Here is a 26,946-nt window from a genome sequence, read left to right on the forward strand (position 1 = left end):
CCCCCGATCCTACGAGCGAGGCGCCGGAGAGGCAGGGCGATCTGGCGTGGCGGAGGCGGACGGGAATCGAACCCGCCTGACCCGGATGCCGGGTCACACCGGTTTTGAAGACCGGGAGGGCCACCAGGCACCTGCACGCCTCCCTCGCGCGCCGACCGGTCGGCCGGCGGACGAGGCGGCCAGTCAATCAGGTCGCCCCGCGCGCGGCCACCGGATCGGAAACAGGTGTGGGGTCGGCCCGCGGCGGGTACGAGCGTGACGTCCACGACCCGACAACGGGAGGCAGCAGATGAGCGACGAGAGCACACCGACCCACGGCCAGGACGATCAGCCGGACGGGACCGACCGGCTGCACGCCGTCGAGGAGGCACGCGCGGAGATCGCTGACGACGCCGAGCTGCAGACGGCGCTGGAGGAGGCCTCGACCGACGCGCCACCGTGGCCCGGGCAGGGCGAGTCGGGAGCTGACGAGGCCGATGAGCCGGACCCGACGGCCCAGGGCGGCTGACGGCTGCCCTGTCCCGGGCGGCCGCGAGCACCACGTCGCAGCCTCCCGGGCGGGGCGGGCCCTTCACCCCCGGACGCCTCGCAAGGCCGCGCTCCGCGTGGTTGGCTCGGTGCCATGACCGGCGTGACCTCGACAGCCCGCCTGACGCAGTACGCCCATGGCGGCGGCTGCGCCTGCAAGATCCCGCCGGGCGAGCTGGAGTCGATCGTGCAGGGCCTGGTCGGGCCGGCAAGCCCGGACCTGGTCGTCGGCCTGGACGCCGGCGACGACGCGGCCGTGGTGCGCGTGGAGGACGGTCTCGCGGTCGTGGTGACCGCCGACTTCTTCACCCCGGTCGTGGACGACCCCTACGACTTCGGCCGGATCGCCGCCGCCAACGCGCTCTCGGACGTCTACGCCATGGGTGGGCGGCCGGTCGTCGCGGTAAACCTCGTCGGCTGGCCGCGTGACGTGCTCCCGGTCGAGGTGCTCGCCGAGGTGCTTCGTGGCGGTGCCGACGTCGGCCGCGAGGCGGGGTGCCACGTCGCCGGCGGCCACAGCATCGACGACCCGGAGCCCAAGTACGGCATGGCGGTCACCGGGGTCGCCGACCCGCAGCGCCTGCTGCGCAACGACGCCGCACGAGCCGGTATGCCGCTGAGCCTCACCAAGCCGCTCGGGGTCGGCGTGCTGAACAACCGGCACAAGGCCACCGGGGAGGTGTTCCCCCACGCGGTGGCCTCGATGACCACCCTCAACGCGGCGGCCTCCCGGGCCGCCCTCGCCGCGGGGGTGCGGGCGGCCACGGACGTCACCGGGTTCGGGCTGCTCGGGCACCTGTTCAAGATGGCCCGGGCCTCGGGGGTCAGCGCGGTGGTCGACGCGGCGGCGGTGCCCTACCTGGAGGGTGCGCGCGAGGCGCTGCGCGACGGGTTCGTCAGCGGGGGTACCCGCCGCAACCTGGACTGGGTGCGGCCACACCTGTCCTCGTGCGTGTCCGGGGACGAGCTGCTGCTGTTGGCCGACGCCCAGACCAGCGGCGGCCTGCTGGTGGTCGGAGAGGTCCCCGGCGCCCCGGTCATCGGCGAGGTCGTGCCGGCCGGCGCACACGTCCTGACCGTCCGCTGACCCGGCGTCAGGTGTCGAGGCGGCGGGCCTCGAGACGCTCCCGCTGGGGCACCACGGTGTAGCGCGGGTCCATCGCCGAGGCCTGGCCGGCCTCGAAGATGCCGAACCGCGTGCAGGCCGATCCGGCGAGCAGGGCCGCCCCGGACAGGACGGCCGCGACCCGGCTGCGCCGGGCGAAGAGGACCGTGCCGACGACGCCAGTGGCGGTGAGCGCCTTGCTGGCGCGCATCAGCTGCCCGGCCCGGCCGGTGTGCAGCGGCTCGGCGGCCAGGCCCATCGACTGCTCCATCCGCTGGGCGGCGACCAGCTCCAGCGCCGCGCCGCCGAGGGCCAGCCGACGGGCCGGACCGGCCTGGGCCGGGGGCGAGGCCAGCATGCCCAGGCCGCCGGAGGCGCTCGCGGCGGAACCGACGAAGACGAACGGCAGCTCGCGGTGCGCCTCGTGCCACGACGGCGTGGCCGTGTCGGACAGCAGGACGGCCGTGTAGGACGCGACCGCGGGCGCCACGACCCCTGCCACCAGCCCGGCCGGCCGCCCGGTGGCCCCGAGAACCGTTGCCGCCCAACGCAAGCGGTGGGGGAGCAGCCCGCTGAGCTCGGCGGCGCCGGCCAGGCCCGCAGCCGGCCCGTAGGCCGAGAGGACCCACGTGCCCACCGACATCGGGGAGGTCGGTTTGGCCACGCGCAGCATGTTGACGAAGCGGGACGGCTTGCCCAGGTCGTGGACGAGGGCGGCGAAGCTGAGGGTGATGCCGGCCAGCGCGCCGATCCGGCCCGCCCGCCGCAGCGCCGGCCGGCCGGTCAGGTCGCCCCCGGCGCCCAGCAGGGAGGACCCGGCGGCCAGCCCGCCGAGGAAGAGGTAGGCCGGGATGTCCGCCTCCCAGGGGGATGGCTTCACCACCGGGCGTCCGTAGTACGAGGTGAACGTGGCCTCGGGCACCATCCGGCGCTCCCCGCCCCGACCACCACCGCCCCTGCGCCGGTCCGCCCGGCTGCCCGGGACGGCCTCCCGGCCGGGGATCCGGCTCAGCGGTCCCTGCCGGTCCACGCCCGGGCTCACGAGCGGCCGCCCAGGAACGAGACGACCGCTCCACCCAGCAGCGCCGCGGCCGCGAGGCCCGCCCTGCGCCACATCTGCGGCAGGTCGCGGGTGGTCACCACCGGGTCCGGCGGCAGCCCGTAGACCTCGGGCTCGTCGAGCAGCAGGAACATCGCCCCGGCGCCGCCGATGCCGTCCTCGGGGTCCTCGCCGTAGAGCCGGGCATCGGCCACGCCCTGCTCGTGCAGCGCCTCAACCCGGGCCTGCGCCCGCTCACGCAGCTCGTCGAGGTCGCCGTACTGGATCGACTCGGTGGGGCAGGCCTTGGCGCAGGCTGGCTGCTCACCCACGCCGATGCGGTCGTAGCAGAGCGTGCACTTCTGGGCGATGCCGACGTTCTTGGTGCCGGCGTCTCCCGTGCGTCGCTCGATGACCCCGAACGGGCACGCCGGCACGCAGTAGCCGCAACCGTTGCAGATGTCGTCCTGCACCACGACCGTGCCGAACTCGGTGCGGAACAGCGAGCCGGTCGGGCAGACGTCGAGGCAGGCAGCGTGGGTGCAGTGCTTGCACACGTCCGAGGACATCAACCAGCGGAAGTCCATGCGCCCGGCGCCTTCCGCGGAGCCCTCACCCTCGGTGTCCTCGCCGACCTCGCTCGGCCGCACGGACGGCATACCGAGGTCCACGCTGCTGCGCTCGCGCAGCAGTCCGGGCTCCTGGTGCCCCAAGGGCCTGGGCTGCTCGATGAACGCGACGTGGCGCCAGGTGCTGGCGCCGAGCGCGCCGGTGTTGTCGTAGGAGGAGCCGAGCAGGTCCAGGTCGCCGTCCATCGGGATGGCGTTCCACTCCTTGCACGCGACCTCGCAGGCCTTGCACCCGATGCACACGGTCGTGTCGGTGAAGAAGCCCTTGCGCGGTGGGGCGTCGACCCAGCCCGCGTCCGGGGCGGGGTCGAGCGGGCCGTGCAGCCGGTTGCTCATGTGCCCTCTCCCTCATGGTCGCCGTGCGCCGTCGTCGGCTGGCGCGGCGTGCGCTGCGTGTTGCCGGTCTCGACCGTGATGCCGGCGCGGCTGCGGTAGTCGGCGACGAACTGCAGCAGCGCTGGACCGGTCGGCCGGCGTCCGGGCTGGACGTCGCAGGAGGCGACCTTGGTCTCCTGGATGTGGACGTTGGGGTCGAGCGTCACCCCGAACAGGTCGTTGGCCGAGTCGCCGCTGACGACGGCGTCCCTGCCGACTCCCCAGTGGTAGGGCAGCCCCACCTGGTGGATGGTGCGCCCGCCGACGCGCAGCGGGGCGATCCGGTCGGTGACCAGCACCCGCGCCTCGATGGCGGTGCGGGCGGTGACGATGGTGGCCCAGCCGAGGTGCTCGAGGTGGCGCTCCCGGGCGAGCTCGGGGGAGACCTCGCAGAAGAACTCCGGCTGGAGCTCGGACAGGTAGGGCAGCCAGCGGCTCATCCCGCCGGCGGTGTGGTGCTCGGTGAGCCGGTAGGTGGTGAACACGTAGGGGAAGACCTCCACGCCGGGCTCGGGGCCGGAGGGGTTCTGGAGGTTGTCCTTGCGCTTGAACACCTGCCGGGTCGGGCTGGCCTGCTGGGAGTAGAGCGGGTTGCGCACCGGCGACTCCTGCGGCTCGTAGTGCGCCGGGAGCGGGCCGTCGAGCAGCCCGGTCGGGGCGTAGAGCCAGCCCTTGCCGTCGGACTGCATGATGAACGGGTCGTCACCGGCCAGCCCGTCCGGGCCTCCCGTGCCCTCCGGGGGACGGTATGACGGGGGCTTGTCGGCCTGGAAGTCCGGCACGTCGTGGCCGGTCCACGTGCCGGCGTCGGCGTCCCACCAGACGTAGGCCTTGCGCTCGCTCCACGGCTTGCCGTCGGGGTCGGCCGAGGCGCGGTTGTAGATGATGCGCCGGTTGGACGGCCAGGCCCAGCCCCACTCCGGGGCCACCCAGGACTGCTCCTGGCCGGGCTTGCGCCGGGCGGCCTGGTTGACGCCGTCGGCGAAGACGCCGGTGTAGATCCAGCAGCCACCGGCGGTCGAGCCGTCGGCCTTCATCTCGGTGTAGCTGGACAGCGGCTGGCCGGCCTTGTCCCCATCGAGGTGGACGCCGTTGATCTCCTTGAGCACCGCCTCCGCCGAGGGCTCGCCCTGGTCGTTGACGGGGTAGTCCCAGACGAGGTCGAGCAGGGGCCGGTCCCGCTCGAGGGTGGAGCCGGCCAGGCGCTCGCGGATCTTGCGCCCGAGGTGGAAGAAGAAGTGCAGCTCGCTGCGCGCGTCGCCCGGGGGGTCGACGGCCTTGTGGTGCCACTGCAGCATCCGCTGCGTCTGGGTGAAGGACCCGTCCTTCTCCACGTGCGCGGCGGCGGGGAAGAAGAACACCTCGGTGGCGATGTCCTCGGTGCGCAGCTCCCCGGTCTCGATCTCGGGGGCGTCCTTCCAGAACGTGGCCGAGTCGATCATCGCCAGGTCGCGGACCACGAGCCACTTCAGGTGGGCCATGGCCAGCCGCTGCATACGGCCGTGGGCGGACCCGACCGCGGGGTTCTGGCCGAGCAGCAGGTAGCCCTCGACCTTGTCCTCGAGCATGTCCATCACGGTCTGGTAGGTGCCGTGGTCACCGGTCAGCCGCGGGAGGTAGTCGAAGCAGTAGTCGTTGTCGGCGGTGGCCGCGTCGCCCCACCAGGACTTCAGGAGGCTGACCGTGTAGGCGTCGGCGTCGGCCCAGAAACCCTTCTGGTCCTTGCTGAAGGTCGCCTCGAAGTAGCCGGCGAGGCCGGCGTGCTCGTCGGCCTTGGGCATGGGCAGGTAGCCGGGCAGGATGTTGAACAGCGTCGGGATGTCGGTGGAGCCCTGGATGCTGGCGTGGCCGCGCAGCGCGAGGATGCCACCGCCGGGACGTCCCATGTTGCCCAGCAGCAGCTGGATGATCGCCGCGCCCCGGATGTACTGCACGCCGACCGAGTGGTGCGTCCAGCCCACCGAGTAGACCCAGCAGGTGGTCCGGTCCCGGCCGCTGTTGGCGGTGACCGCCTCGCACACCTGCAGGAACAGCTCCGGCGGGACGCCGCACACCTCCTGGACCATCTCCGGGGTGTAGCGGGCGTAGTGCCGCTTGAGCACCTGGAAGACGCTCCGGGGGTGCTGCAGGGTCTCGTCACGGTGCACCCGGCCGTGCTCCAGGCTGGCGCCGTGGCCGCCCATCTCGTGGCCGGCGGCCCGCGAGGCCTGGGACCCCTCGTGCTCGGTGCCGGTGGCGTGGCTGGGGCCTTGCGGCTCGCTCTCTTCGTCGCCCTCGTCCTCGCCCTCCTCCTGACCGGCGGGCTCCCGGGCGTTGCCGGCCGCGGCGTACTCCGCAGCACCCTCGTAGCCCCACGTCTCGGTGTCGTAGGTGCCGGTCTCCGGGTCGTAGCCGGAGAAGACGCCGTCGAGGTCCTCGGTGTCCTGGAAGTCCTCCCGCAGGATCGTCGCGGCGTTGGTGTAGGCGACGACGTAGTCGTGGAAGTACTTCTCGTTGCCCAGGATGTAGTTGACGACCCCGCCCAGGAACACGATGTCGCTGCCGGCGCGCAGCGGCACATGGGCGTCGGCCACCGCCGAGGTGCGGGTGAACCGCGGGTCGATGTGGATGACCTTGGCGCCACGCGCCTTGGCCTCCATCACCCACTGGAACCCGACCGGGTGGCACTCGGCCATGTTCGAGCCCTGGATGACGATGCAGTCAGAGTTCTGCAGGTCCTGCTGGAACGTCGTGGCGCCGCCGCGACCGAACGAGGCCCCCAGACTGGGGACGGTGGCGCTGTGTCATATGCGCGCCTGGTTCTCGATCTGGATGGCGCCCATCGCGGTGAAGAGCTTCTTGATCAGGTAGTTCTCTTCGTTGTCCAGCGTGGCGCCGCCGAGGCCGGCGATGCCGAGTGTGCGCCGCAGGGGCCGGCCGTGCTCGTCGGTGTCCTGCCAGGTGCGGGCCCGGCTGGCGACGACGCGGTCGGCGATCATGTCCGTCGCGGTCTCGAGGTCCAGCGGCTCCCACTCGGTGCCGTGGGGCCGGCGGTAGAGCATCGCGGTCTGCCGGCCGGTGCCGTTGACGAGCTGCTCGCTCGCGGATCCCTTGGGGCACAAGCGTCCTCGCGAGACCGGGGAGTCCGGGTCGCCCTCGATCTGGACGACCCTGCCGTCCTTCACGAAGACCTTCTGGCCGCACCCGACGGCGCAGTAGGGGCAGACGCTCTGCACCACCCGGTCGGCGGTCCGGATGCGGGGTCGGCGTGCCGCGAACGCCTCGGAGCGCACAGCCTCGCCACGACCGAGGTCGTCGCCGCCGGTGAGCTGCCGGACCACGGGCCAGTTGAGGAAGACCTTGCGAGCGGGCACTTCCACCACCTCCGTTCCCATAGTGCCCCCTTCCGGGGCGTCGGACACCTCGAGCCCGGTGGTTCAGTCCCGGGCGGCCTCAGTGGTCCCCGTGACCGCCGTGCTTGCCGCCTTCGTGGTGCTTGTGGTGCTCCGGCGCCCGGGCGACCGTGACCCGATGCGTGCGGGGCGGTGGGGCCGGGGCGCTGGAGTGGGTCGGCGTCCTCGTCGCAGTCGGCCTCGGCGTCGGGGTGGGTGTCGGGGTCGGTGTCGCCGTCGGTGTCGGTGTCGGCCGCGTCGCCGATGCTCTGGCGAGGGCGTCCAGGTCGGCGGCGACCTTCGTCGCTGCGGCCTCGATCGCGTCCGCCCGGGCGCGGCTCACGGTGCCGGCGCGTCTCGCGGCGTCGAGGTGCTGGCGCAGGACCATCAGGGCCGCCGTCGCAGCAGGGACGTCCCGGGCGGCCGCGGCGCCGGAGACCAGCTGGACGTCGTGCTGCAGCTGGGCCGACGCCGACGAGGACCACCCGGTCGCCGGGGGAGCCGCGGCACAGGCGCCGAGCGGCAGGGCCACCACCGCGGCGAGGGCCATGGTGCGGAGGTGTCTCATCGCTGGACTGCCTTCTGCAGCTGCTGGAGGTCCGTCCCCAGGGCACCGGGGACGGCGGGGTAGGACGGGGCGGGCCGGACGGGCGCCGCGGGGCTCGGCGGCGGGGTGAGCACGACCCACCCGGCGGCCAGGAGGACGACGAGGGCGGCAACCGAGCCGGCGGTCACCAGCCGTGCGCGTCCGGTCAGGCGGCGGAACCGTTTCCAGGGTGAGGTTCTCACCGTCCTGGCGCGGTCGCGACGACGGGTGGGGGAGGCTGCCCCGAGCAACCCGACCGGAGAGGTCTGGGTGGTCATGACGTGGTCAGGTGCCAGGGCGGCCAGGGCCTCGGTGACCTCCGCTGCGCCGGGTCGCTGCGCCGGGTCGGTGTGCGTCATGGCCACGAGCAGGCCCCGCAGGTCCGGGTCCAGGTCCTCGGGGATGTCGGGGGCACGGTGCAGGCGGGCGACGGCGGACTCGATCGCGCTGCCCGGGTAGGCCACGGTGGCGGTGAGGCACTCCAGCAGCACCAGGCCGAGGGCGTAGACGTCGCTGGGGGGTCCCACCGTCTCGCCGCGGACCTGCTCCGGGCTCAGGTAGGGGGCGGTGCCCAGGGCCGTGCCCGAGCGGGTGACCCGGGTCGCGTCGACCAGTCGCGCGATACCGAAGTCGGCGAGCTTGGCCACCGGCGCGGTGTCGGGGCCGGCCAGGGGCTCGCGCAGGAGGATGTTGCCGGGCTTGACGTCGCGGTGGATCAGGTTGCGCCAGTGCACGTAGGCGAGGGCGGCAGCGACCTGGGACCCGAGGATCGCGACCTGTGAAGGCTCCAGGGGTCCGTGCTGGCGCAGCTGCACGGACAGGGTCGGTCCGGGGACGAGCTCCATGACCAGGAAGGCGGGCGTGTCGGCGGACGGGGTGCCGGCGTCGTGCACGGTGACCAGGCCTGGGTGGTTCAGGGACGCCAGCAGACGGACCTCGTCGTGCCCGCTGCCGCGGTGGGTCTCGGGCGAGCCCAGGAAGGGGAACACCTTCACGGCCACGCGCCGGCGGAGCACCTCGTCCCGGGCGGCGTAGACCTCGGCCATGCCGCCGCGGCCGATCAGGCCTTCGAGCCGGTAGCGGCCGGCGAGCGGCTCGCCCTCGTCAGAGGCGGTGGGCACCTGCGGTGGCCGTGTCATCGATCCGGTGTCCATGCGTGACCTTTGCCCTCAATTGTCCCTTTCCAAACCCGACGGTCGGCGGAGGTGACATTGCCCACCTCGCGATCCGCGGGATCGGGCCGATCCGTCATCCGAAAAAGTCGCCCGGAGGGTGCTGACTCCCAGCAGCCGTATGCCGGGTGGCCGGCTCCCGGGGTCAGCTCAGCACTGGATGGACAGGACCGCCATGTCGTCGCGTCCGTGCGGTGACTCGAGCAGGTGCCGCTCGACCGCGTCGACCACGGCCTGCGCCGTCCCGTCCGCGCTCGCGCCGCGGGAGTCCCTCAGCACCATGAGGAGCCCGTCGTCGCCGAACTCCCGGCCGGCGGCGTCCCGGGCCTCGGTGACCCCGTCGGTGAAGAGGACGAGGGTGTCACCGGGGCGCAGCGCGATACTCACCTCGGGGTGGGTCGCGGCCGGGTCCACGCCCAGGAGCAGTCCCGGCTCGCCCACCTCGGTGAGGTCGCCGTTCGCGTGGCGCAGGATCGGCAACGGGTGCCCGGCCACGCTGAGGACGCCGGTGACCTCGGGGCCGTTGGGCTGCAACAGGATGCAGCAGGCCGTGAGGAAGGGCAGCGGCCCGGGCTGGTCGTCGTGGAGCAGCGAGGCGTTGATCGCGGCCAGGACCTGGGCCGGCCCCGCCCCGCGGTCGGCGGCGGCGCGCGCGGTGTAGCGGGCCTGGGCGGTCACGGTGGCGGCCGGGGCTCCCTTGCCGCAGACGTCGGCGATCAGCACCATCCAGCGCCCGTTGGGCAGGGCGGTGACGTCGTAGGTGTCGCCGCCCACCAGGAGGTCGTCGCCACCGGCGCGGAAGCGCGCGCCCAGGCTCACCCCCGGGACGTCGGGCAGGCCCGGCGGCAGGAGGCTGCGCTGGAGGGTCAGCGCGAGGTCCCGGGCGTGGGCCTCGGTGCTGAGCCGGTCGAGGAACTGCCCGAGCTGGCGACCGGCGCTGGAGAGCACGTCGAGCAGCTCGGTCGGCAGCGTCCGCGGCTCGCGGGAGAACAGCTCGCAGACCGCCAGCACGGTGTCGCCGCGCATCACCGGGAAGGCGATACCGGTGTGGAGCCCGTCGACGCGGGCCGCGGCGACGCGCGGGAACCGGGGGTCGGCCCACAGGTCTTCCATGAGCACGACGGTCTGCTGCCGCCAGGCCCTGCCCGGCAGCCCCTCGTCCGGCCCGAACGTGCGGCCGATCGTGGCGGCCCGAAGCGCCGGCGCGTCATGGTCGGGTGCCTGCCACACCCCGGCACAGTGCAGGCTGCCGGTCGCGCTGCTGGGCACCCACAGGCTCGCGGCGTCCCAGTCCAGGCGGTCGCACAGGGTCGGGAGCAGCTGCTCGAAGGCGACCTCGGCGCTGGCCGCCTGCCCCAGGGTCTCGGCGACGTGCAGGGCTGCGGCCAGGTAGCGGCTGACCTCCATCTGGCGCTCCAGCTTGATCTGGGGGCGCGCGTCGCGCAGGACCCCGACCACGAGGGTGTCCTTGCGACCCCGACTGACGACCGACAGCGTCAGGTCCACCATCACCTCGCGGCCGTCGCGGTGCTGCGCCGGGACCTGCACGGTGCTGCCGATCAACGACCGGTGGCCCGTCGCGAAGAAGCGCTGGAAGCCCTTGGTGTGGGTGGCCTGCAGCCGCTCGGGCATGAGCACCGTCAGGGGGCGGCCGACCAGCTCGTGCGGCTCTGCGCCCAGCAGGGAGAGCACGGCGGGGTTGGCGTGCACGATGTGTCCGGTGGCGCGGGCCACGACCACGGCGTCCGGCAGGCCTTCGAGCAGGTCGGAGAGACCGACCGTGGGGTCCGTTGACAGCGGCACGACCAGCCCCCTCCCCGAGGAGCGGCCGACCCGCGGGCCGGCGGTCCTCCTGTGTGCGCCGTTTCATTCAACACCGCTGCAGGCCGGGCACGGGGCAGATTGGCCGATCTGTGACCGCGGGGAGTGGCCGCCGATGAGCCCGGCTCGTGCGTGTTCCGGTGCCACCGGTCGCGTGGCATGCTGGCGCCATGGGCGGGTCGGGGGCGGCAGGTGCGCCGGACGCAGGCGCACCGCAGCAGGTGGGGACCTACTCCTACCGTGCCCGCGACCGGTGCTGGACGTGGTCGGAGGAGGTCTTCCGCATCCATGGTTTCGAGCCGGGTGAGGTGGTCCCCACGACCGAGCTGCTCCTGGCCCACAAGCACCCGGACGACCTGACCCGCGCCGCCGAGGTCCTCGCCCGGGCGATGCAGGACGGCGCTCCCTACAGCTGCCGGCACCGGGTGATCGACGTCTCCGGGCGTGAGCACACGGTGCTCGTCGTCGGGCGGGGCACGCTGCGCGACGGTCAGGTGGTCGAGCTGCGCGGCTACGTCGTCGACGTCACGCAAGAGGTGGAGCAGGACGTGCGCGAGCGTGCCGACGCCGCCGTCCGCGCCGCCCGCGAGCACCAGGGCCCCCTCGAGCAGGCCAAGGGCGCACTCATGCTCGCCCTGGGTGTGGACTCCGACGTGGCGTTCGCCCTGCTCTCGGCCAAGTCCCAGGTCACCAACGTCAAGGTCCACCGGGTCGCGGAAGAGCTGATGACCCAGGTCGTGGACGGTGGGCTCGAGTCGAGCTCGGCCGAGGCCGTCACCGACTGGCTCTGCGCCGACGCCATCGCGCTCCTGACGTCCCAAGAGGCGCGACAGGAGGCGTGAGCGCGGCGACCTGCGGCCGTCAGTCGTCCATGGCCTCGATCCCCAGCTCGGCCAGCTCGCCCATGCGCGCACGCATGTGCTGGATCAGCTCGGGCGGCGGAGGCTGCCAGCCTGTGATCTCCTCAACGACCCGCAGCGGCTCGGTCGTCCGGTAGGAGCGGGTCGGGTTCCCGGGGAAGCGCTTGTCGGTGACGTTCGGGTCGTCCTCGATCGTGCCGAGCGGCTCGACCTGGTACACCCGGCCGGGGCCGTCGCCGCGGGCGAGCTCGGCGGCCAGTGGCGCGCCCTCGCGCGTGGCCGTCAGGTAGATGTGCCTGGCCTGACGCCCCGAGCCGTAGTTCGAGCGCCAGCCGGGGGTGAGCAGGTCGCCCGGACGCAGGTCGGCCCTGGTCCCGTGGAAGAACGGCCCTGGGTCGTCGACCACGCGCGGCGTCGGCGGCGGGTCCCGCAGCAGGCTGTCGAGCCGTGCCATGAGGACGGCGACCCGGGTGCGCCCCTTCGGCGCCCGGGGGTAGCGGGTCAGCACGTCCAGGACGTCCGGCGCAGCTCGCTTGGCTGCGGCGGTGACCACGTACTCCGCGACCACCGGGTCATCGCCGCGCGCCAGCTCGGCCGCCCGCGCGGCATGGGCGGCGGCCCCCAGGATGTGGCGCACCTGCGTCGCCTTCGCCAGCGGGTGGAGGTATGCCGCCGCGGCGGCGTCTCCGGCAGCCGTGGCTGCGTGCCTGGCGGCTTCGGTCGTGGCGTCCCGGGCTGCACGGTGGGCTTCGGCCGCGGCGGTCCGTTGGAGGCGTGACCGGGGCGCCCCCTCCGCGAAGACCCTTGCGGCGCGGAGGGCCGCCGCCGGGCGGGGGTCGTCGGGACGGGCCTTCTGGAAGATCACGAGTGCAGGTTCGGCGCACGCCGCGGCATACCCGGCGACCGCCCGCAGCTCGTCCATCGTCAGCTCGAAGCCACCAGAGCGCGTCTGCATCTTCGTGAGTTTCGCACAGCGAGCAGGCGGAGCCGCCCGGAACAAAGGGGCCCCCGGACCAGGGGATGGACCGGGAATGCGTGCGGAAGAAGGGACTTGAACACCATTCTTGGGGCATTGGCCCCTCCTGAGGGGGCGGGTGTCCCGGAACGACGGGGGGTGGCGTGATGGCGCTCACCGGGGCACCTCGCTGGTGACCTGCAGGGCGCCGGCCAGCATTGGCCATTCGGGCAGGCGGGTTGGCCACCGGTCGGGGTAGCCGAAGCAGCGCGCGGCGATCCGCGTTAGCTGGGTGAAGCCTCGATCGGGCAGGAACGGGTCGCTCAGATACGCCGCGCTCGGTCCGAGCCGAGCCCGGGCACTGTGACCCAGGAAGGCAATCGAGGCCGTGGTGCCCAGCTCCTCGTCGACGAACCGGGCGCTGGTGGCGCGCAACACGTGCAGCCGCATGGGCACGCCGTGCGCGAACGGCAGATCGTGCAGCTCCCGCGACCACCGTTCGAAGAAGGCGTTAGTGAGCCGGCGACCGCGGCGGGTGCGCAACAAGGGGGCATCCCCGTTGGGGCTCGGTCTCTGCTCAGCCAGCCTGGTCAGCGTCTCCAGCACCGGGCGAGTGACCGGAAGCAGGGCCCGCCGTGGCCCCTTGCGGGTCAGGCGCAGGGCCCCGCGGGCGAGGTCCACGCCGTTCACGTCCGCGCTGATGAGCTCAGTCAGCCGGGCTCCGGTGACCCGGGCGAGCAGCCACACCCCGGCGACGAGCTCGGGGTCCCGAAGGTGGACGAGCAGGGTGTTCAAATAGGCGCGGACTTCGGAGTCCGTCAGGGCCCGCGGGCGGGTCGGCTCCAGGGCCCGGGGCGGTCGCTTCAGTGCGGCCATCGGGTTGACCGCGAGGATGCCGTGGTCGGCCAGCGCCCTGCCCACGGCGGCGGCGGCATCCAGGTACTGGGCGCGCGCGCCCTGACCGTGCAGGCGCGGGTCGGCGTGGGCCACGGCACGTCCGGTGTCGAGGGTGCGCGCCGCGCTGAGTGCCCGGACCCGTTCGGCATTGACGAGGACCTCATTCGGCTGGAAGTCAAAGACGGGGCGCGGTCCGAACGCTGAGACCCCGGGCAGCCCATGCTCGGCGGGGGACCCCTCACGGATCAGTCGCAGACCCCGCGGATAGGTGGAGCCGGCGCGCAGCCCGGTGGTGGACTCGATGAGCCGGAGCGCCTCGTCCAGCGTCGGCGCGCCCTCGCGCAGCATCCGCGCGCAGTGTTCGAAGTCCTGCGGGGTGCTGCCCAATTCTCTGCCCAAGTTCAGGAGCAGCGCCCGGGGGTCGGTGGTCATCGGTGGCCTCCTTCATCCAAGGCGGACCTGGTGTGGCCGTGCCACGGGGAGGTCCAGCCGCCACTGCGGATGGGCCACTCCGGGGCCGCCATGGTCGCCAGGGCCGCGGCGATCTGTTCGGGGTGCACAAGCAGGACGTCCAGATGAGCCGCACCCAGGCGCTCCAGGCCAATGAGTGTGTCGTGGTCGTGGGCCCCCCACCGGGCGACCAGTCCCGGGGCATGAGTCATCCGAAATCGGTGCCGGGGGTGGTCGATGGTGACCACGGTCAGCGCCGGAACAGGCCGTGAGGTCAGCTCAAGCCAGTGCCACCCCACCTCGACCACGCTGAGCACGGGTGGGTAGGTCGCGTCGCGGCGCAGGTGGACCCGGACGCCGTGGTCCACCGGCGTCGCCCAAGCGTGGACCTCGGCCATCGCGGCGCCCATCCGCTTCGCGGCAGGTCAATGAGTTGGTCGAGTTCGGTCGCTTGATCGGATCCGGGGCTCGGGGGCGTCCGGGTCGGGGCACCTGCGGGGTTGCGGTGGCGACGGCTGGTGGCCTTGGCGGCTGGCCGGGAACGCAGAGCGTCATGCACGGCTCAGCCAGCTTGGCGTGCCCCTGGACCAGGTCGAGGTCGGGACGGTAGGGGTCCATGATCCGGAAACGGTCGTACAGCCGGAGCAGCCGCCGCACCTCGCAGACCCGGGAGCCATCCCGCCGCCAGCGGACCGAGTGCTCGATTCCGGGGACGGCTGGCCCGGGCTCCGTCGCGAACCACCAGAGGTCCGCCTCGCATGCCTCCTCGCCGGGGGCGAGGCGCGACCCTGCCTCTAGAGCCTCCTGGACGTCGTCCCAGTAGAGGTGCAGGCCGCTGGGCTCATGCGCACGGTGGGGAGGGTCAAAGCACACGCCGCCGACACGGAAGCGGCACAGGCCGCCGGTGCACGGAACTAGAAGAATGGCTGGCATGGGTTGGCCCTCAACCCGAGCCTGAGCGCCCCGGCGGCCCGGGTCAAGGCATCCACCCGCCCTAATTGGGTCTGAGTCGGCCATCCGGTGGTGGCGGGGGGATGTGGCGTGGCCGCTGTCGGCTGCCGAACGGGTAGATGCCGCCGAGCAGTTCGGTCAGCAGGACGTCGTAGGCGGCAGTGAGGCGCAAGAGCGCCTCGACGGAGGGGAGCTTGTTGCCCCGCTCGCAATCGGAGAGGTAGGAGCGGCTCAGGCCGGTGGCTTCGGCGGCATGGGGGAGGAGCAGTCCCGCACGGATCCGCGCATCGCGGAGGCGGCCCCCGAGCAGGCGGCGGGCGATCAGGAGGGCGTCGGGGTCGTCGGCCACGAGGGCAGCCTAGCCATCGCTGGTCAGGAGACAGCGCGACTAGTGGACTCGTGCGCGGCGGGCCAGTCGTAACAATCGCTGCCCGGGCGGACTGGTGACCAGTCGTGCAGCCCCGAGCTTTCGATGCTTGGCCACCAGATCGACGACGGACTGTGCTGTGGCCCGATCTTCGCCGATCCTGGCAAGCAGGAGTTCGGTGGTGGCGGCGAAGTCGTCGATGAGGTCCCCCACCACGTCACTGATCGCCCGGCGCAGTGCGGCGTCGGAGGGCAGGAAGCCCGCTTGGGTGGTTAGCGCGGCGGCGATGCTCTCGGCCAGCGCATCCCGGTTGTAGCGGACGGCCGGGTTCGGTCGGGGCACCGGCTCGCCGATTGGCCTCAGCCACAGCAGCTCGGGGTCTGAGGCGTCCCATTCCGGCACCGCGACCCACACGGTTTCGGCCCAGCAGGCGACGACCGGCTGCCCCGGCTGCACCCGCGCGCCGGGCATGACATCGGCGGCCCGGGTCCAAACCCGACCCGCCTCACGCTGGAACGGGTCGGCGAGGACGTCGGCGTCAGCGGTCCACTGCTCAGCTGCGGCTGCGACGGGCAGCCCGACCTTCCAGTTCGCTGGTGCGTCAGCCACGGGGCCCGAACACCGCCTCGTAGGCGTCGACCAAGTCGCCGAACGTGACCATGGTGTACCGCCCGATGACGCCGAGGGACTCTGGGGCGTGGCCGGCGTAGGCCGCTGCCACGCGGATGTCTGAAACAGCGGCGATGTCGGCCAGGGTTGTGTGTCGCAGCCAGTGCGCGGCCACGTCCAGGGGTTCGGTCCAGCCAAGATGTCGGTCGACCCGGTCGAACAGGAGGTTGAAACGCCGGCGGGTCATGACGGCGCCGTTCCGGTACCGAAAGACCGGGTCTGCCAGCGAGCGGGCCCCTCGCTGCGCCGCGAACGAGGCCAGGTCCGCCAGTACCTCACGTCCGAGAGGCAGCTCGCGGGTGTGACCATACTTCTCGGTCAGGCTGACGCTGCGGCGTTCGAGGTCAAGCTGGCCCAGCCTCAGGTTCAAGCAGCCTTCCCGCCGGGCCGCTGTGAATCGGATGAACCGCAGAAGCCGGCCGTCCAGGGCGGGATCCATCCCGGTGCCGGTGCCCACCCGCCAGATGGCCTCGAGTTCGTCCTCGGTGAGTGGGCGCTCGGGTGCCGGGGGCCGTCGGGGTGCAGTCAATTGGGTGGCAGGAGAGTGCGCTAGCAGCCCCCGTGCAGCGGCATGGGCGAAGAAGAAGCGGGTGCTGGAGACGAAGTTGCCTGCCGCGCCCCTGCCGTAGGCGTCTTCTTCGTAGGTCCGAAGCCGACGGCCCCTCCGCTGAGCCTCGCTGAGCGTCCGATGGGCAGCATTGCGCTGCACGAGGTCCCTTAGGGACTGCAGGTCCGAGAGGCGCACATCCTCCAGTTCCCGGTCACCCAGGTGCTTGGCCAGCGTGCGGAATCCAGTGCCGTACGTGCGTCGTGAGGATGGCGACACGGCGCTGAGGGCGTTGGGGACGAGCCCGGCAACGTTGACCACACTTCCTCCCTTAGTTCGCTCAAGGAGAACTATAGGCCTTGTGGCGCCGGTGCGGCGCTCCACAGGCTGCGGTCAGGCTTGCGGTTGTCTGGGCCCGCAGGCGCAAGCGCTGCCTGGGGAAGGACCGTGTCTCCCACTCTGCGCGGGTCACCGGTGACCCACGCAGGCAAAGCGTTACCGCCGCACCGTCAGCGTGCGGGTGACCGCCAGCGGGGCCCAGGTCGCGGTCCCCTTGGCCTTGACGGTCACCATGCACCGGCCCGGTGCCCTTCCGCGGACCGACCATCGGGACCCGGCCCGGAGAACGGTGCAAGTCCGGGGGGTGCTTGAGGCCCAGGTCACGGCGCGGCCGCTGCGGGACGTGGCCGGCAGGGAGACGACGTTCCCGAGCCGCAGGGTCGCGGGTGTGGCCGCGACGGTGTCGACCCGCAAGGGGGTGACCGTCAGCGCTGCCGGGGTGTGGCTGACCCCGCGCAGGTGCAGGACCACCCGGGTCGGGCCCGGCAGGGACGCCCGGAGGGTGACCTTGCCGGTGCTGGTGGTCCGGGCCGAGCCCAGGAGCCGGGTCTTGCCGTGGGCGGGCTCGGCGTAGGCGTCGACCACGGCGGCGCCGATCGGGGTCGACGTCCCGGACGCGGACGGCTGCAGCAGGGTGGCGGTCAGGGTCGCGGCGCCGGCGGCGGGCACGGCGCTGGCCCCCGTCAGTTCCGGCACGTAGGGGATGACCACCTCGGCGGAGGGCTGGATCCAAGTGGGATACGGCACCGTCTGCCGCAGCTCGCTGGTGGGTTTGGGGTTGAACCGGACCAGCATCCCGTCCGGGGTGCCGTCCTGGTCGATGTCGGCGAAGTCCTTGTCGAGGCGGGCAGCGGTGCCCGGGTCCGGTTCCAGCGCCCACGCCGTCCAGGTGGCCCACCCGTCGCTGCCCGTCTGGGCGCTGATCTGGGTGTCGGTCACGACACGCAGGGTGGTCCCGTCGGGTTGGGGGACGGCGACGCTGATGCGATGCAGGGGGGTCACCCAGGCGCCGGTCACGGGGGAGCCGCCCTCGGTGACGACGTGAATGTGGTGTGTTTCGACGGGCGGCAGAACCACGGTCTTGGTCGCGCCGGTGGCCGAGACGTTCACCTGCGGGCGGAAGTAGCTCGTGACGGTGCCGTTGGCCTCCTGCAGCAGGTTCCCCTGGGTGTCGATCTCATTGGTCAGGTTCGCCCACGGGTCGAGGTAGAACGTCGCGGTGGAGTTGGGGATGGCATCGACGATCACGTCGCCGTTGGCATTCGAGCGGGCCTGGTCGCCGAGCTGGGTGCCGTTGGTGCCGGAGGTGACCCCCCACTTGATGCCCACGACCGGGTTCCCGCGGGTGTCGACCAGGTGCAACGTGACCGGCACGAGGGAAGCGGCCTGTGCAGGGCCGCCGGCCAGGGCAGACGCGACGGCGATCGCGGTCGCGATCAGGGCAGCGCGGAGTCGGTGCGGCGTCATGATTCCCCCAAGGTCTCGACCCGGGCCGAGCCTGAGTCCTGTCGATGGTAGCGAGCCGGTAGGTCGCGTTGAGCCGGTTTGCGGCGAACCGGCAAAGCGGGCGCCCCCCGGGTGGGGCCCGCTGCGTGCGCCGATAAGGGTCGTCGGAGTGGGCAGAGTTGCCTGTTGCGGGCTCCCCGACCCGTCCGGGTGCGGACCTACCGTGCGGGTGCCGGCTGTTACGCCCTCGAGGACGGACCGCCCATGGCTCTCAGACTCAGACGCCTTGCCCGTTCGACGCGGGCCCGGGTGCGGGGTATCGGCGCGGGCAGACCGCCGTCGCTGTGGCGGTCCCGGCTGCTGGCCAACCTGGCGCGGCCGTGGTGGTAGGCAGCCGCGACCTGGGCCGGGATGGCAGCCCTGTCCGGGTTCGCCCAGCGCTCGCATCATCGTGCTGTCCAGGGGCAACCCGCGTTTCCAGTAGCACCGTGACGCGGCCCGGTCACCCGTCGCACACTGGGCTCATGGCTATGAACCACGAGCCCTCTTCGGCCGATCAACCGGTGCTCCTGCTAGATGCTGCCTCGTGGGGCGAGCTCGAGGATCTGCTGGAGCGCCCAGTTGTGCGCAAGCCGGCGTTGGAGAGGCTCTTCGCCGAGTCCTCCGTGTTCGTCAGCGAGCCGTCCTAGCCGACTGCTGTCAGGGATCCTGACTACCGTCCGGACGTGGGCGAGGATGAGGTGAAGGACAAGGCTCCGAAGGTTCTGGTGGATCGCGGTGACCGAGTCCTGGCCGGTCGGTGGCGGGTTCACACGGAGGCGGGCTCAACGTACGTGGTCGACGGTGACCGGTGGACCCTGCTGCGGATTCCCCACCCGTTCGGGGTGGAGTTGCGTCGCGACTCCGAGGCCGTCCCTATCCTCAAGGTGCTGCACCTGGCGGTCGGGGACCGGATGGACCTGGTCATCGACGTGCGCGGCGACGGGGTCAGCACCACCCGGAGCACCTCCCCGGTGGTGTCGATCACCGCCCTGCCGCCGGCCGTGGACGACCCGTTGGCGGACACCGATGAGAACGGCGAGCCGCACTTCCCGCCGCAGGGTCGGTACGGCAGCGGCCACCTGGATCTGCGCGTGTTCGACCAGGACCGGATCTGGGTCGACCGACACGGCCTCGAGCACGACTTGGCCGCCATGAGCGTCGACTACGTCGCCAACGTCATCGCCCACCTGGAAGCAACAGCCGACCACCAGCACCTGATGACAATCCGCCGCGGCGCGCTCGAGCTCCTCGACAGCATCCTGACCGGGGCGATCTACGGGGAGACGTTGGCGGTGGCTGTGGGGGCGCCCACTGCGCGGGACGTTGACGCGACCAAGTGGCTGGAGTCGACGCCGCTCATGCGCCGCCTCCGGGCCCGACTGGCCGCTGGGTAGGTTCGCTGCTCGCGCTTCCGCCGGACGAGTCACGACCACCTCCGCCAGCTGCGCGGGAACGGCAAATGCAAGGCAAACGTCTCTTGTGTTGCATTTGACGGCCGGAGCGAGCCCGAATTGCCACGCAGGAACCACGTCGAGAAGCTGCGCGGCGAGCTCGAGAACGGGATCCCGTCCCCAACCGACGCCCAGCCCACCACGGGAGACGACGCGGTTAGGAAGGTTAGGGAAGTCTAGTGATCTGCTAGACCGCCGTAGAGATCCCTAAGTTTGCCCCGACGGCGTCGGTACCCGCATGTACCTTCGACCCGACGACCTTGGGGGTCGCCAGATCCACGAAATCGCACGGGACCACCTCTCGATGCGGGTGACCAAGATCGAGGTCAGCGGGTACAAGCGGCTGGCCGAAACGGCTTGCGACGTTGACGCTAGAACGGTAATCGAGTTGAGAGAGATCATGCCCAGGGACGGTTCGACCCATCTTCGCCGGGGCCATCACCCCAGGTAACCGCGAAGTTACCTGGCTAGCATCGACGCCACCGCGCGGAGCGTTGCGTCACGGGCGCCGTGGGTGCGTCGCCAGCTCCTGGCGCACCCATGTGCCCACCGCATCTCCCTTAACCCACGGTCCGGCGGTGCTGAACAGGGACGTGGCGCCCATGACGAAGCTCGACTTTCCGTTGACCAGGGTCGGGACCTGCGCGGCTGAGGAGAGCACACCCACTTCCTTCCAGACTCCGCCGTTCTGCCACAGGGCTGGTCCGCCGGAGTCGCCCGGTCGGGTGTCGGCCCCGCCGCCGTTGAGGCACAGCGTGTAGGGGGCGGTGTTGTTGCCGCACGCGACCTCGTTCGCGCCGCGATTGAGGATCTGCCCGGACATCGCGTGCAGCGGCTTGGGGATGAACGACCAGACGCACCCGTTCGCTGCGGTGTTCGTCCGGGGATCGTTCGTGCAGCCATGGCCGACCTCCGTCGTCCATGTTCCGATAGCGGGCGGGTTGGCCAGCGGCACCGTGGCCCGGTTCAGCGAGTGCGGCAGGAACAGCAGCGCGGCGTCATAGGTGGGAAGGGCGTTGTAGGAGTTCGCGCTGCCGAAGTCTGGTTCGACATCTGGCTTGAGGACGTAGGTCGTCGCGGCCACCAGCCCGGGGTACCCGCCGAAAGAGACGGAGAACCGGCCCTGTTGGTTCACGCAGTGCGCGACAGTGAGGATGACGTCGCGGCGGATCAGCGTGCCGCCGCACGAGTCCGTCGGTAGGTGCGGCCAACCCGGAGCCTGCACGTTGATCCAGGCAAGCCAGGGGAATGAACTCTCCTTGACCGAGTAACCGTTGTAGACGGCCCGTGCGCTCGTGGATGCCGGCAGCAGCGCACTCAGCGCTAACGTGATGGCGATCAGGGCACGGGAAACTGACTTTCGCATCGGATGATCCCCCTCCACAGGTGGCAGCCCGCGGCCGTCCGTGCGGTCAGTCCCACTGCTGCGATCCCCGCGGCCGTCCCTTGCTGGGCCTTGACCGGTCCATCCTGCTCGCCCGGGCGACCGGCCAACTCAGCAACCTGTCCTACGTCGGGGGTTGCCCATCGGCCCGGCGACGTGTGGCGCGCCGTCGCCGTCCAGCTAGACGGCCTCGAACCAGGCATCCTGGGCCAGTGGCGGCAAGGACTGCGCGGTCAGGTCCACCCGGGCGCTGATGCCTCTGAGCTCCGATACTGTCGGCAGCCGAGGGGGTCACCTGCACTGGGGCGACGCTCGGTGGTGTGTGGGCCAGTTGAGAGGCACGTGACCAGTGGCCAGCCGATGTGAGAGCGAAAGCCCCGGCGCTGGACATAAAACTGGCCAGCCCCGGTCCTGAGTTGATAGAGCAATAGCCGATGACCATGCGTCACTTCGTCCAGATTGACGCTGGCTATGAGTCTTCACCGCAACAACCCACTGTCCGGGCCATGCTGCGAAGTGGTTGGGATGTACGGCCTTCACCTCTACTTCTCGCCGCTACCGATGACTCGCACCTTGCCGTCCACGGTGAACCAGACAGTCTCGCCGTTGAGGGCGTTCCTGAGGATGTGCGCTATGCCCTCCCTGCCGGGACCGACTGAGGTCGATGTGCGCTCCGACAAGGCATGCGCCGTTCCGGACACCGCCACGGCAGTCCCGACCACCACGCCATCGATGCTGACCGAGTGTGGGTTGACCAGGAGGACTTTGCACCTACGTGGATCTGCTGCGACCGCGGCGAGCTGCTCCTCGGGGCTCGAGCCGAACTCTGAGGCCAACAGGCATTGCACGGCGAGCGGTTCCTCAAGGGTGGTTGAGAGGAGCATCGCCATGTCGGCGCGGTACTCAGGCCAATCGCCGTCGGTTGGGCGTCGGTCCCACTCAAACTCGACGTTGGAGAACCAGACGGTTTGGAGCTCGAAGTCGATGTCGATCCTCACGATCCTGTGCGCGAGATCTTCGTCGGTTGGGGTTCGGAGCTCGAGGAGAAAGAGGTCGTAGGTCCTAGCGAGTTCCTTCCCGCCGCGCTGGTAGCCGACGGGAGTGACGAACACGCCCGTAGTGGGTACGCCGTCCGCGCTGATGTCGTCGATGACGCTGCGAAACGCGTGCACCTTCCCTTGGTCGAGACGACTCTTGTAATGCTTGCACTCGATGATGATTCGGTGCCGACGGCCATGGAGTTCCCCGACCCAGAGGACATCGATCTGGTTGGCCGTGCCGAGGCCCTGAAGCTTGACGTTGTGGTCACAGAGTTCGGTCGCTACGCCGAAAGTCGATGACAGTCTGTGCGCGAGCTGTTGGGCGAGAAGCTCGTACTCGATTGCGTGGTTCACGGTTCCCTTCCAGCGGCCGGAAATGATGTCTCGTTCGCGCGGGTGCGGCGCTTCGCGCGTGGCCCGCGGATCACACATCCGGGCGAGCCCGGGAAGGGACTGCGCCACCGATGCTCTGCCGCCGGCAGAGCATTCACGCGTCTTACGGACGCTTGCAGCGACACTGCGTCGCTCGCAAGTTTTCAGGCCCTGGCCGAGGGGTCCGGCTGCTGGTGCTCACCGCATTCGGTTCGGGGCAGAAGGTAGCGCACCGTTCGGTCGGGGGTGGTGAAGCGGAACGTCGGCCGCCCTTCCTCGTCAGTACCGAGGTCCGCGACCAGTTGTGGGGCGGTGAGCTCAGCGAGGACGTGGCCGAGGTCGAGGAACTGGTTACCGATATGCACGTTTAGGGGGAGCTGGACGGCGAACGAGTCCTGCGGTGCCGTGGTGCCTTCGGCGAAAGTGACGTCGAATCCGCAACCTTCAGGCAAGGTCGCGGTGACGGGTTCGCCGCGCAGCACGGTTGCGGCGAACTGCCACTCACGTACCTGGTCCCTCGTCACGGTAGTGCTGTCGGGGACGGAGACTTCGGTTCTGGTGTGCTGCTGCAGCTGGTCGAGCACGCGCAGCAGGGCGGCGAGGCGCCTGGCGTGGTCGGTGAAACCAGCGTCGACCCCGTCAGGGACGGGTTCACTTGTTCCGAGCCGGCCGGGGGTATGCGCCGCACTAATTCGGAACGCGTTCGGGTAGTGGAACGCCGCTAGGAAGGTCGCCGCGGGCAGCAAGGCCGACACGGGTTTCCCGGCGAATGCGTTGACTTTGAAATTCATCAACGTGCTGTGGTCGGCCAGGTTAAACCGCTGGTGAAGTTCGAACGCTCCGTTCACCTCTGCGAGGACGACTCGCAGGCCGGCAGTGCCGTGACTGCGTTCGGTCCGGTCCACGAACGTTTCAGCGACAACGGTGCCGTCAGGGTCGAGGGCTTCCAGACGCAGGTGGCGGTTGTCGCCCAGGTCAGCCTCTGAGCTTGGGCCGACGGTGATGGTCGCCCCGTCGAGGTCGCCGCCCAGGCCGCCGGGCGCGTCGAATTTCCCGGTGAACGCGCCCTCGGTGCTGGTGAACGGTGTGCCGAACTCGGCGAAGTCCCTGATGCTCTCCGCGAACTCCGTGCCCGGCTGGACGGTGATCTGTCCGTGGAGCCTGACGGGTCGCTCGTTGTGGGATTCGGCGCAGCGGGCGATGACGTCGACCGCGTGCCAGGTGCCTGCCTGCCTGTCGATAAGGTACTGGCCGAACATGTACCGGGGCCGGTGTGGGGGGTCAGCCGGGGCGCCGTGACCGAACCGCAGTTCGTACCAGTAATGCGGGTCCCGGTCGAGCGCGGCGAGTGCCTTGGCGACGCGCGCGACAATGTCCGGCACCGGTACAGGGCCATCGCTGGTCGATGCCATGCTCATCAGGGCCATGGCGTTCTCGTAGGCCCGCGCGATAGCGGAACTACCTCCATACAGGTAGTAGTCGATCACATCGTCGTACTTCGTTGATAACTGGTCGATCAAGGTGAGCCCGTCCCATTGCACCTTGACCTTGTAGTGCGCTCCAAGGTCTTGCAGCCATTTGTCGGCCTCGGCGGTCGGGTCCCACGGGGTGACCAAACGCCACTGCGTAACGTTGAGGTCCTTCCACCTAGGGTCGCCTTTGGCCGGGTCGAGGAGCCGCGCCAAGGACTTCTCGACCTTACGCTTCTGGTTGCCGGTCAACGGTGCGCTGAAGGACTTGACCTGGTAGACGACGTCGCCGCCGCGCTCGGCGCCACGGTCGAGGATGTCGACACCACCATCGCCGCGGGAGGGCGTGATGCGGACTGAGTTGGGGTGCTCCCGGTTCAGCATCATGGCAACGACAGCCTCGACGTCGTTGCCTTCGAACCTGGCCCACGCAACACGCCCGTCCATGTCGTTCGTCCCCTTCGGCCATGGGTTGATCGCGGCTGGTCGTGAGGAACAGTAGCCGCTGGTGGTGACGTGAGTACCGTTCGCGACACCCTTGACGGACCAAGGCGCTGTGCGGCGCCTCGAAGGCGCTCCACGAGCCGCGGGCTGGGCAGGTCACGCGAGCCTGGCTCGAGCGATGGGTGCCGGGGGCCGACTCTCACGCGAGTTCAACACACACACGGGGGCGGTAGACGAACGAACGATGCACGACGACGTTCTCGGCCCTTTTTGGTGATGACCGTCATGGGGTCGAAGGTGCGCATGACAGTTGCTGCGCTCGGCCAAGAGTTGTCGTCCAGCGAAGTTGGCTTTCATCGGCCTGTCGCACACCCAGCGGCCTCCGAACGCATTAGACACAACGTGGGCTGGTTCGACATAGCCCACTAGGAGTGTTGCGGCCAGGTTGGGGAGATCACCGTGCCGGATGAGTACCTGGGTGAGGACGTCTTGCGCGTCTCGTTCACCCCTTCACGCGTGGCCTACCTCGTCCCCGCGGCCAGGACGACTCAGCACTTTCGGGTCGCCGTCCAGGAGGCGAGCAGCCGATGGGCGGGCGTGACCGAGCCCATCGTGCCGGTGCGCAGCGGCGGAAGGATAGAGCCGTGGTGGCGTCAGGTTGTGGAACTTGCGAACGTGACGACAGTGGTGAACGTCGGTGTGAAACCCCTCGACGCCGCAGCCGCTTCCGAGGCGCTGGGCCTCGAGCTGGTAGAACTCAGCCAGCTGGAGCACAGCGCGGGGGGCCAGACGCTGCACTGGTCCGCGGTCGCAGAACCGAGCTTTCAGGTGGTAGGCGCGAGAGTCGGCGCGCCGCTATGGGAGATGGTTGCGGCCGGCGCCCCGCTCGATCCCACTGACGGACCCTCACTTGTCCCAGTTCACCGGGGTCTGACGGACGATGCCGCAGGCAGCGCGCACGCCTTTGGACACACTGTCCTAGACGCGGGCCTTGCCGGTTTCGCTGAGTACGAGGCCACCAACGGCCCGATGGACGCTCCGGCCTTGCTGTGGCTGACCCGCCCGAATCATCTCAAGGACTGCCTGCACTTCTGGAACCTGCGAGCACTGCGAGCGTTGAGATTCGCCTCTGCACCCATGGTGCTGTTACCGCAGTCAGCCCTGACGGACTGGATCCATGCCAAGAACCTGATCACTGGGCCGCTGCGCCGAAACTTCGCCGGCAAACCTGATCTGGTCATCTGCTCACTCAGCCTCCCTAAGGAAGCATTGGAAGCTGCTGCCGATCACCTCGGTTTGCAGGCGGGCGACGGTCACCTGCAGCTCACCCGGAGCTTCGCGCGGGAGAACCATCGAAATGAGCCTTTCACCTACGAGATCGGCGCCGACCCTCGCGAATGGTTGGTGTTTGACCGGGTGGCCGGCTACACCGGTCAGGCGCGAGTTCAACGTTTCCGAGGCCGAACCATCGTCCCGCTCGAAGCAAGTGGACTCCGAGAGCGAGTCTCTAAGCCATTGGCCGTGCCGGGCCTGGTCCGCCTGAGTGGGGGCTATCTTTCGCTGCTCCCACGCCGGCAAACGGTCGCCGACCTCGTCTTGCCCTACAGCCGCTGGCAAGATGACGCCCTCCAAGTGGGGGTCACAACGTCCCCGCGCGCTGAGCTGGTGATCGCGAGTCCCGATGCCCAGGCGATCCTCGCCGCCGTTGTCTCAGGCATCGACGGTGCCGGCAGCCTCAGTGACAAGGGTCGCCTGGCCGAGGCACTGGCGCACGCCAAGGACTGTACGCAGCTCCTCGAAGGACAATCCTTGGCCCTGATCCAGAGCCTCACGACGCCACGGTCGAAGGAGCTTCTCAAAGAACTCAAGGCCCAGGTTCATGGCTCGCAAGAACGCCAACTTGTGCAGATCGCCATGGCGTGGGGTGGCCGCTCCGAGCGACGGCACCGCGGGGCCTCGGACATGGGCAAGGGAGCTCTGGCCACGCTCGAACGCTTGGTGGCGGGAGGCTGGGCAGAACGCGGCCTGCAATCGGACTGCGCACGGTGCGGGGTGAAGTCTTTCGTGCCCATGACAGCTGCTGCGGGAGCCGCCAGATGTCCGGGGTGTTCCAGCCCAAGCCAGTACGTGGGGGCGAAGTCGCTCGACGTTATGTACCGGCTCGACAGCTTGGTCGATCGTGCAAGTGACCAAGGGATCTTGCCTCACTTGGCAGCGTGGATGGCACTGCGAAAGGTGCAGCCTGAGACGCACCTCCATTGCGGACTGGACCTGAGCTGGCCTGACGGGACGGCGGAAGAGGTCGACCTGTTCGGCTACATGGGTGCCGATGTCGTCAGCGGCGAGGTCAAGACATCGGCCGCAGAGTTCACTGACGCGCAATTGCGCCGAGACGTGGCGCTCTCGGCAAAGCTCGGGGTGACGGTTCACGTCTTGGCGGCCGCAAGCAGGATCCCGCCCTCGACCATCGTCGTGGCGACGTCCCTCTGCGCCGAGGCGGGGCTGCGGCTCTGCGTTGTCGGAGCCGGCCCGGACGGGGGCATGGCGGTTCTCGATCCGAAGGGCCACGTCCAGCCCACCTAACACGTAGGAGCCGTGCGGCCCGGACGTTCCGGGACCACTCGGCGAGAGCGCCAG

22 protein-coding genes, 1 tRNA gene and 1 pseudogene are annotated in these 26,946 nt (G+C 70.5%); 6 read left to right on the forward strand and 18 right to left on the reverse strand.

The window, feature by feature from the left end; translation table 11 throughout:
• Positions 1–47 precede the first annotated feature (47 nt).
• Positions 48–143: transfer RNA gene (locus AC3ANM_RS17245), tRNA-Sec, on the reverse strand.
• 146 nt (positions 144–289) lie between these two features.
• Here AC3ANM_RS17245 and AC3ANM_RS17250 point away from each other — a divergent pair.
• Together AC3ANM_RS17250 and selD are read left to right on the forward strand one after the other, a co-directional pair.
• Positions 290–508: a hypothetical protein gene (locus AC3ANM_RS17250; protein WP_488285646.1), complete on the forward strand. Its 219-nt coding sequence runs from the start codon at positions 290–292 to the stop codon at positions 506–508.
• A 114-nt stretch (positions 509–622) separates the two neighbouring features.
• On the forward strand, positions 623–1,615 hold the full coding sequence (selD, locus tag AC3ANM_RS17255; protein ID WP_488285647.1) for a selenide, water dikinase SelD: 993 nt from the start codon (positions 623–625) through the stop codon (positions 1,613–1,615).
• A 7-nt stretch (positions 1,616–1,622) separates the two neighbouring features.
• Here the strand turns inward: selD and nrfD are convergent, their stop codons facing one another.
• The 6 genes from nrfD to AC3ANM_RS17285 form a co-directional block, all read right to left on the reverse strand.
• Positions 1,623–2,558: an NrfD/PsrC family molybdoenzyme membrane anchor subunit gene (nrfD, locus tag AC3ANM_RS17260; protein ID WP_488285648.1), complete on the reverse strand. Its 936-nt coding sequence runs from the start codon at positions 2,556–2,558 to the stop codon at positions 1,623–1,625.
• A gap of 113 nt (positions 2,559–2,671) precedes the next feature.
• Positions 2,672–3,637, reverse strand: coding sequence for a 4Fe-4S dicluster domain-containing protein (locus tag AC3ANM_RS17265; protein ID WP_488285649.1), 966 nt, complete (start codon positions 3,635–3,637; stop codon positions 2,672–2,674).
• On the reverse strand, positions 3,634–7,029 hold the full coding sequence (gene fdh, locus AC3ANM_RS17270) for a formate dehydrogenase (protein ID WP_488285650.1): 3,396 nt from the start codon (positions 7,027–7,029) through the stop codon (positions 3,634–3,636). The genes AC3ANM_RS17265 and fdh overlap by 4 nt, the downstream gene beginning before the upstream one ends.
• Before the next feature lie 79 nt (positions 7,030–7,108).
• Positions 7,109–7,615 carry a hypothetical protein gene (locus AC3ANM_RS17275; protein ID WP_488285651.1) on the reverse strand — a complete coding sequence of 169 codons (507 nt, stop codon included), beginning with the start codon at positions 7,613–7,615 and terminating at the stop codon, positions 7,109–7,111.
• A complete protein-coding gene (locus AC3ANM_RS17280) occupies positions 7,612–8,787 on the reverse strand; it encodes a serine/threonine-protein kinase (RefSeq protein WP_488285652.1) in 1,176 nt (391 codons plus the stop codon). Before AC3ANM_RS17280 ends, AC3ANM_RS17275 begins: the two co-directional genes overlap by 4 nt.
• A 168-nt stretch (positions 8,788–8,955) precedes the next feature.
• Positions 8,956–10,608: a SpoIIE family protein phosphatase gene (locus tag AC3ANM_RS17285; RefSeq protein ID WP_488285653.1), complete on the reverse strand. Its 1,653-nt coding sequence runs from the start codon at positions 10,606–10,608 to the stop codon at positions 8,956–8,958.
• A gap of 188 nt (positions 10,609–10,796) precedes the next feature.
• On the opposite strand from AC3ANM_RS17285, the gene AC3ANM_RS17290 reads away from it, so the two are divergent.
• Complete coding sequence (locus AC3ANM_RS17290; RefSeq protein ID WP_488285654.1) at positions 10,797–11,468, forward strand: PAS and ANTAR domain-containing protein; 672 nt, start codon at positions 10,797–10,799, stop codon at positions 11,466–11,468.
• Positions 11,469–11,487: 19 nt separating this feature from the next.
• Here AC3ANM_RS17290 and arr read toward each other — a convergent pair whose 3' ends face one another.
• From arr to AC3ANM_RS17330, 8 genes and pseudogenes are all read right to left on the reverse strand, one after another.
• Positions 11,488–11,940 carry an NAD(+)--rifampin ADP-ribosyltransferase gene (gene arr, locus AC3ANM_RS17295; protein WP_488287973.1) on the reverse strand — a complete coding sequence of 151 codons (453 nt, stop codon included), beginning with the start codon at positions 11,938–11,940 and terminating at the stop codon, positions 11,488–11,490.
• A gap of 114 nt (positions 11,941–12,054) precedes the next feature.
• Positions 12,055–12,441: pseudogene (locus AC3ANM_RS17300) on the reverse strand (putative immunity protein); the annotation flags it as partial.
• A gap of 174 nt (positions 12,442–12,615) precedes the next feature.
• On the reverse strand, positions 12,616–13,770 hold the full coding sequence (locus AC3ANM_RS17305; protein WP_488285655.1) for a tyrosine-type recombinase/integrase: 1,155 nt from the start codon (positions 13,768–13,770) through the stop codon (positions 12,616–12,618).
• Positions 13,767–14,186 (reverse strand): hypothetical protein, encoded by a 420-nt coding sequence (locus AC3ANM_RS17310; RefSeq protein WP_488285656.1) that lies wholly within the window; start codon positions 14,184–14,186, stop codon positions 13,767–13,769. The genes AC3ANM_RS17305 and AC3ANM_RS17310 overlap by 4 nt, the downstream gene beginning before the upstream one ends.
• Before the next feature lie 596 nt (positions 14,187–14,782).
• The gene (locus AC3ANM_RS17315; protein ID WP_488285657.1) at positions 14,783–15,088 is read right to left on the reverse strand and encodes a helix-turn-helix domain-containing protein; all 306 of its coding nucleotides are present in this window, start codon (positions 15,086–15,088) and stop codon (positions 14,783–14,785) included.
• Positions 15,089–15,127: 39 nt separating this feature from the next.
• Positions 15,128–15,715 (reverse strand): hypothetical protein, encoded by a 588-nt coding sequence (locus AC3ANM_RS17320; RefSeq protein WP_488285658.1) that lies wholly within the window; start codon positions 15,713–15,715, stop codon positions 15,128–15,130.
• On the reverse strand, positions 15,708–16,643 hold the full coding sequence (locus AC3ANM_RS17325) for a tyrosine-type recombinase/integrase (protein WP_488285659.1): 936 nt from the start codon (positions 16,641–16,643) through the stop codon (positions 15,708–15,710). The genes AC3ANM_RS17320 and AC3ANM_RS17325 overlap by 8 nt, the downstream gene beginning before the upstream one ends.
• A 174-nt stretch (positions 16,644–16,817) precedes the next feature.
• Positions 16,818–18,128, reverse strand: a complete 1,311-nt coding sequence (locus AC3ANM_RS17330) for a hypothetical protein (protein ID WP_488285660.1) — start codon at positions 18,126–18,128, stop codon at positions 16,818–16,820.
• Between the two features lie 542 nt (positions 18,129–18,670).
• Here AC3ANM_RS17330 and AC3ANM_RS17335 point away from each other — a divergent pair.
• The gene (locus AC3ANM_RS17335) at positions 18,671–18,796 is read left to right on the forward strand and encodes a hypothetical protein (RefSeq protein WP_488285661.1); all 126 of its coding nucleotides are present in this window, start codon (positions 18,671–18,673) and stop codon (positions 18,794–18,796) included.
• Between the two features lie 195 nt (positions 18,797–18,991).
• Positions 18,992–19,543, forward strand: coding sequence for a hypothetical protein (locus AC3ANM_RS17340; protein ID WP_488285662.1), 552 nt, complete (start codon positions 18,992–18,994; stop codon positions 19,541–19,543).
• A gap of 556 nt (positions 19,544–20,099) precedes the next feature.
• On the opposite strand, the gene AC3ANM_RS17345 is transcribed toward AC3ANM_RS17340, so the two are convergent.
• The 3 genes from AC3ANM_RS17345 to AC3ANM_RS17355 form a co-directional block, all read right to left on the reverse strand.
• Entirely contained in the window at positions 20,100–20,966 is an 867-nt protein-coding gene (locus AC3ANM_RS17345; protein WP_488285663.1) for a trypsin-like serine protease, read from the reverse strand.
• A gap of 560 nt (positions 20,967–21,526) precedes the next feature.
• Positions 21,527–22,378, reverse strand: coding sequence for a restriction endonuclease (locus AC3ANM_RS17350; RefSeq protein WP_488285664.1), 852 nt, complete (start codon positions 22,376–22,378; stop codon positions 21,527–21,529).
• Between the two features lie 182 nt (positions 22,379–22,560).
• Positions 22,561–24,312 (reverse strand): hypothetical protein, encoded by a 1,752-nt coding sequence (locus AC3ANM_RS17355; RefSeq protein WP_488285665.1) that lies wholly within the window; start codon positions 24,310–24,312, stop codon positions 22,561–22,563.
• A 456-nt stretch (positions 24,313–24,768) separates the two neighbouring features.
• On the opposite strand from AC3ANM_RS17355, the gene AC3ANM_RS17360 reads away from it, so the two are divergent.
• Positions 24,769–26,892 carry a hypothetical protein gene (locus tag AC3ANM_RS17360; protein WP_488285666.1) on the forward strand — a complete coding sequence of 708 codons (2,124 nt, stop codon included), beginning with the start codon at positions 24,769–24,771 and terminating at the stop codon, positions 26,890–26,892.
• The last annotated feature ends 54 nt before the right edge of the window (positions 26,893–26,946 follow it).

The sequence above is a fragment of the Oryzihumus sp. JJN4-3R genome (genome assembly GCF_057747915.1).

Excerpts from the sequence above, each read along its gene's own strand:
- AC3ANM_RS17250 (WP_488285646.1), top strand. The coding sequence starts at position 290 with ATGAGCGACGAGAGCACACCGACCCACGGCCAGGACGATCAGCCGGAC.
- selD (WP_488285647.1), top strand. The coding sequence starts at position 623 with ATGACCGGCGTGACCTCGACAGCCCGCCTGACGCAGTACGCCCATGGC.
- nrfD (WP_488285648.1), bottom strand. The coding sequence starts at position 2,558 with ATGGTGCCCGAGGCCACGTTCACCTCGTACTACGGACGCCCGGTGGTG.
- AC3ANM_RS17265 (WP_488285649.1), bottom strand. The coding sequence starts at position 3,637 with ATGAGCAACCGGCTGCACGGCCCGCTCGACCCCGCCCCGGACGCGGGC.
- AC3ANM_RS17275 (WP_488285651.1), bottom strand. The coding sequence starts at position 7,615 with ATGAGACACCTCCGCACCATGGCCCTCGCCGCGGTGGTGGCCCTGCCG.
- AC3ANM_RS17280 (WP_488285652.1), bottom strand. The coding sequence starts at position 8,787 with ATGGACACCGGATCGATGACACGGCCACCGCAGGTGCCCACCGCCTCT.
- AC3ANM_RS17290 (WP_488285654.1), top strand. The coding sequence starts at position 10,797 with ATGGGCGGGTCGGGGGCGGCAGGTGCGCCGGACGCAGGCGCACCGCAG.
- arr (WP_488287973.1), bottom strand. The coding sequence starts at position 11,940 with ATGGCACGGCTCGACAGCCTGCTGCGGGACCCGCCGCCGACGCCGCGC.
- AC3ANM_RS17305 (WP_488285655.1), bottom strand. The coding sequence starts at position 13,770 with ATGACCACCGACCCCCGGGCGCTGCTCCTGAACTTGGGCAGAGAATTG.
- AC3ANM_RS17310 (WP_488285656.1), bottom strand. The coding sequence starts at position 14,186 with ATGGCCGAGGTCCACGCTTGGGCGACGCCGGTGGACCACGGCGTCCGG.
- AC3ANM_RS17330 (WP_488285660.1), bottom strand. The coding sequence starts at position 18,128 with ATGACGCCGCACCGACTCCGCGCTGCCCTGATCGCGACCGCGATCGCC.
- AC3ANM_RS17345 (WP_488285663.1), bottom strand. The coding sequence starts at position 20,966 with ATGCGAAAGTCAGTTTCCCGTGCCCTGATCGCCATCACGTTAGCGCTG.
- AC3ANM_RS17355 (WP_488285665.1), bottom strand. The coding sequence starts at position 24,312 with ATGGACGGGCGTGTTGCGTGGGCCAGGTTCGAAGGCAACGACGTCGAG.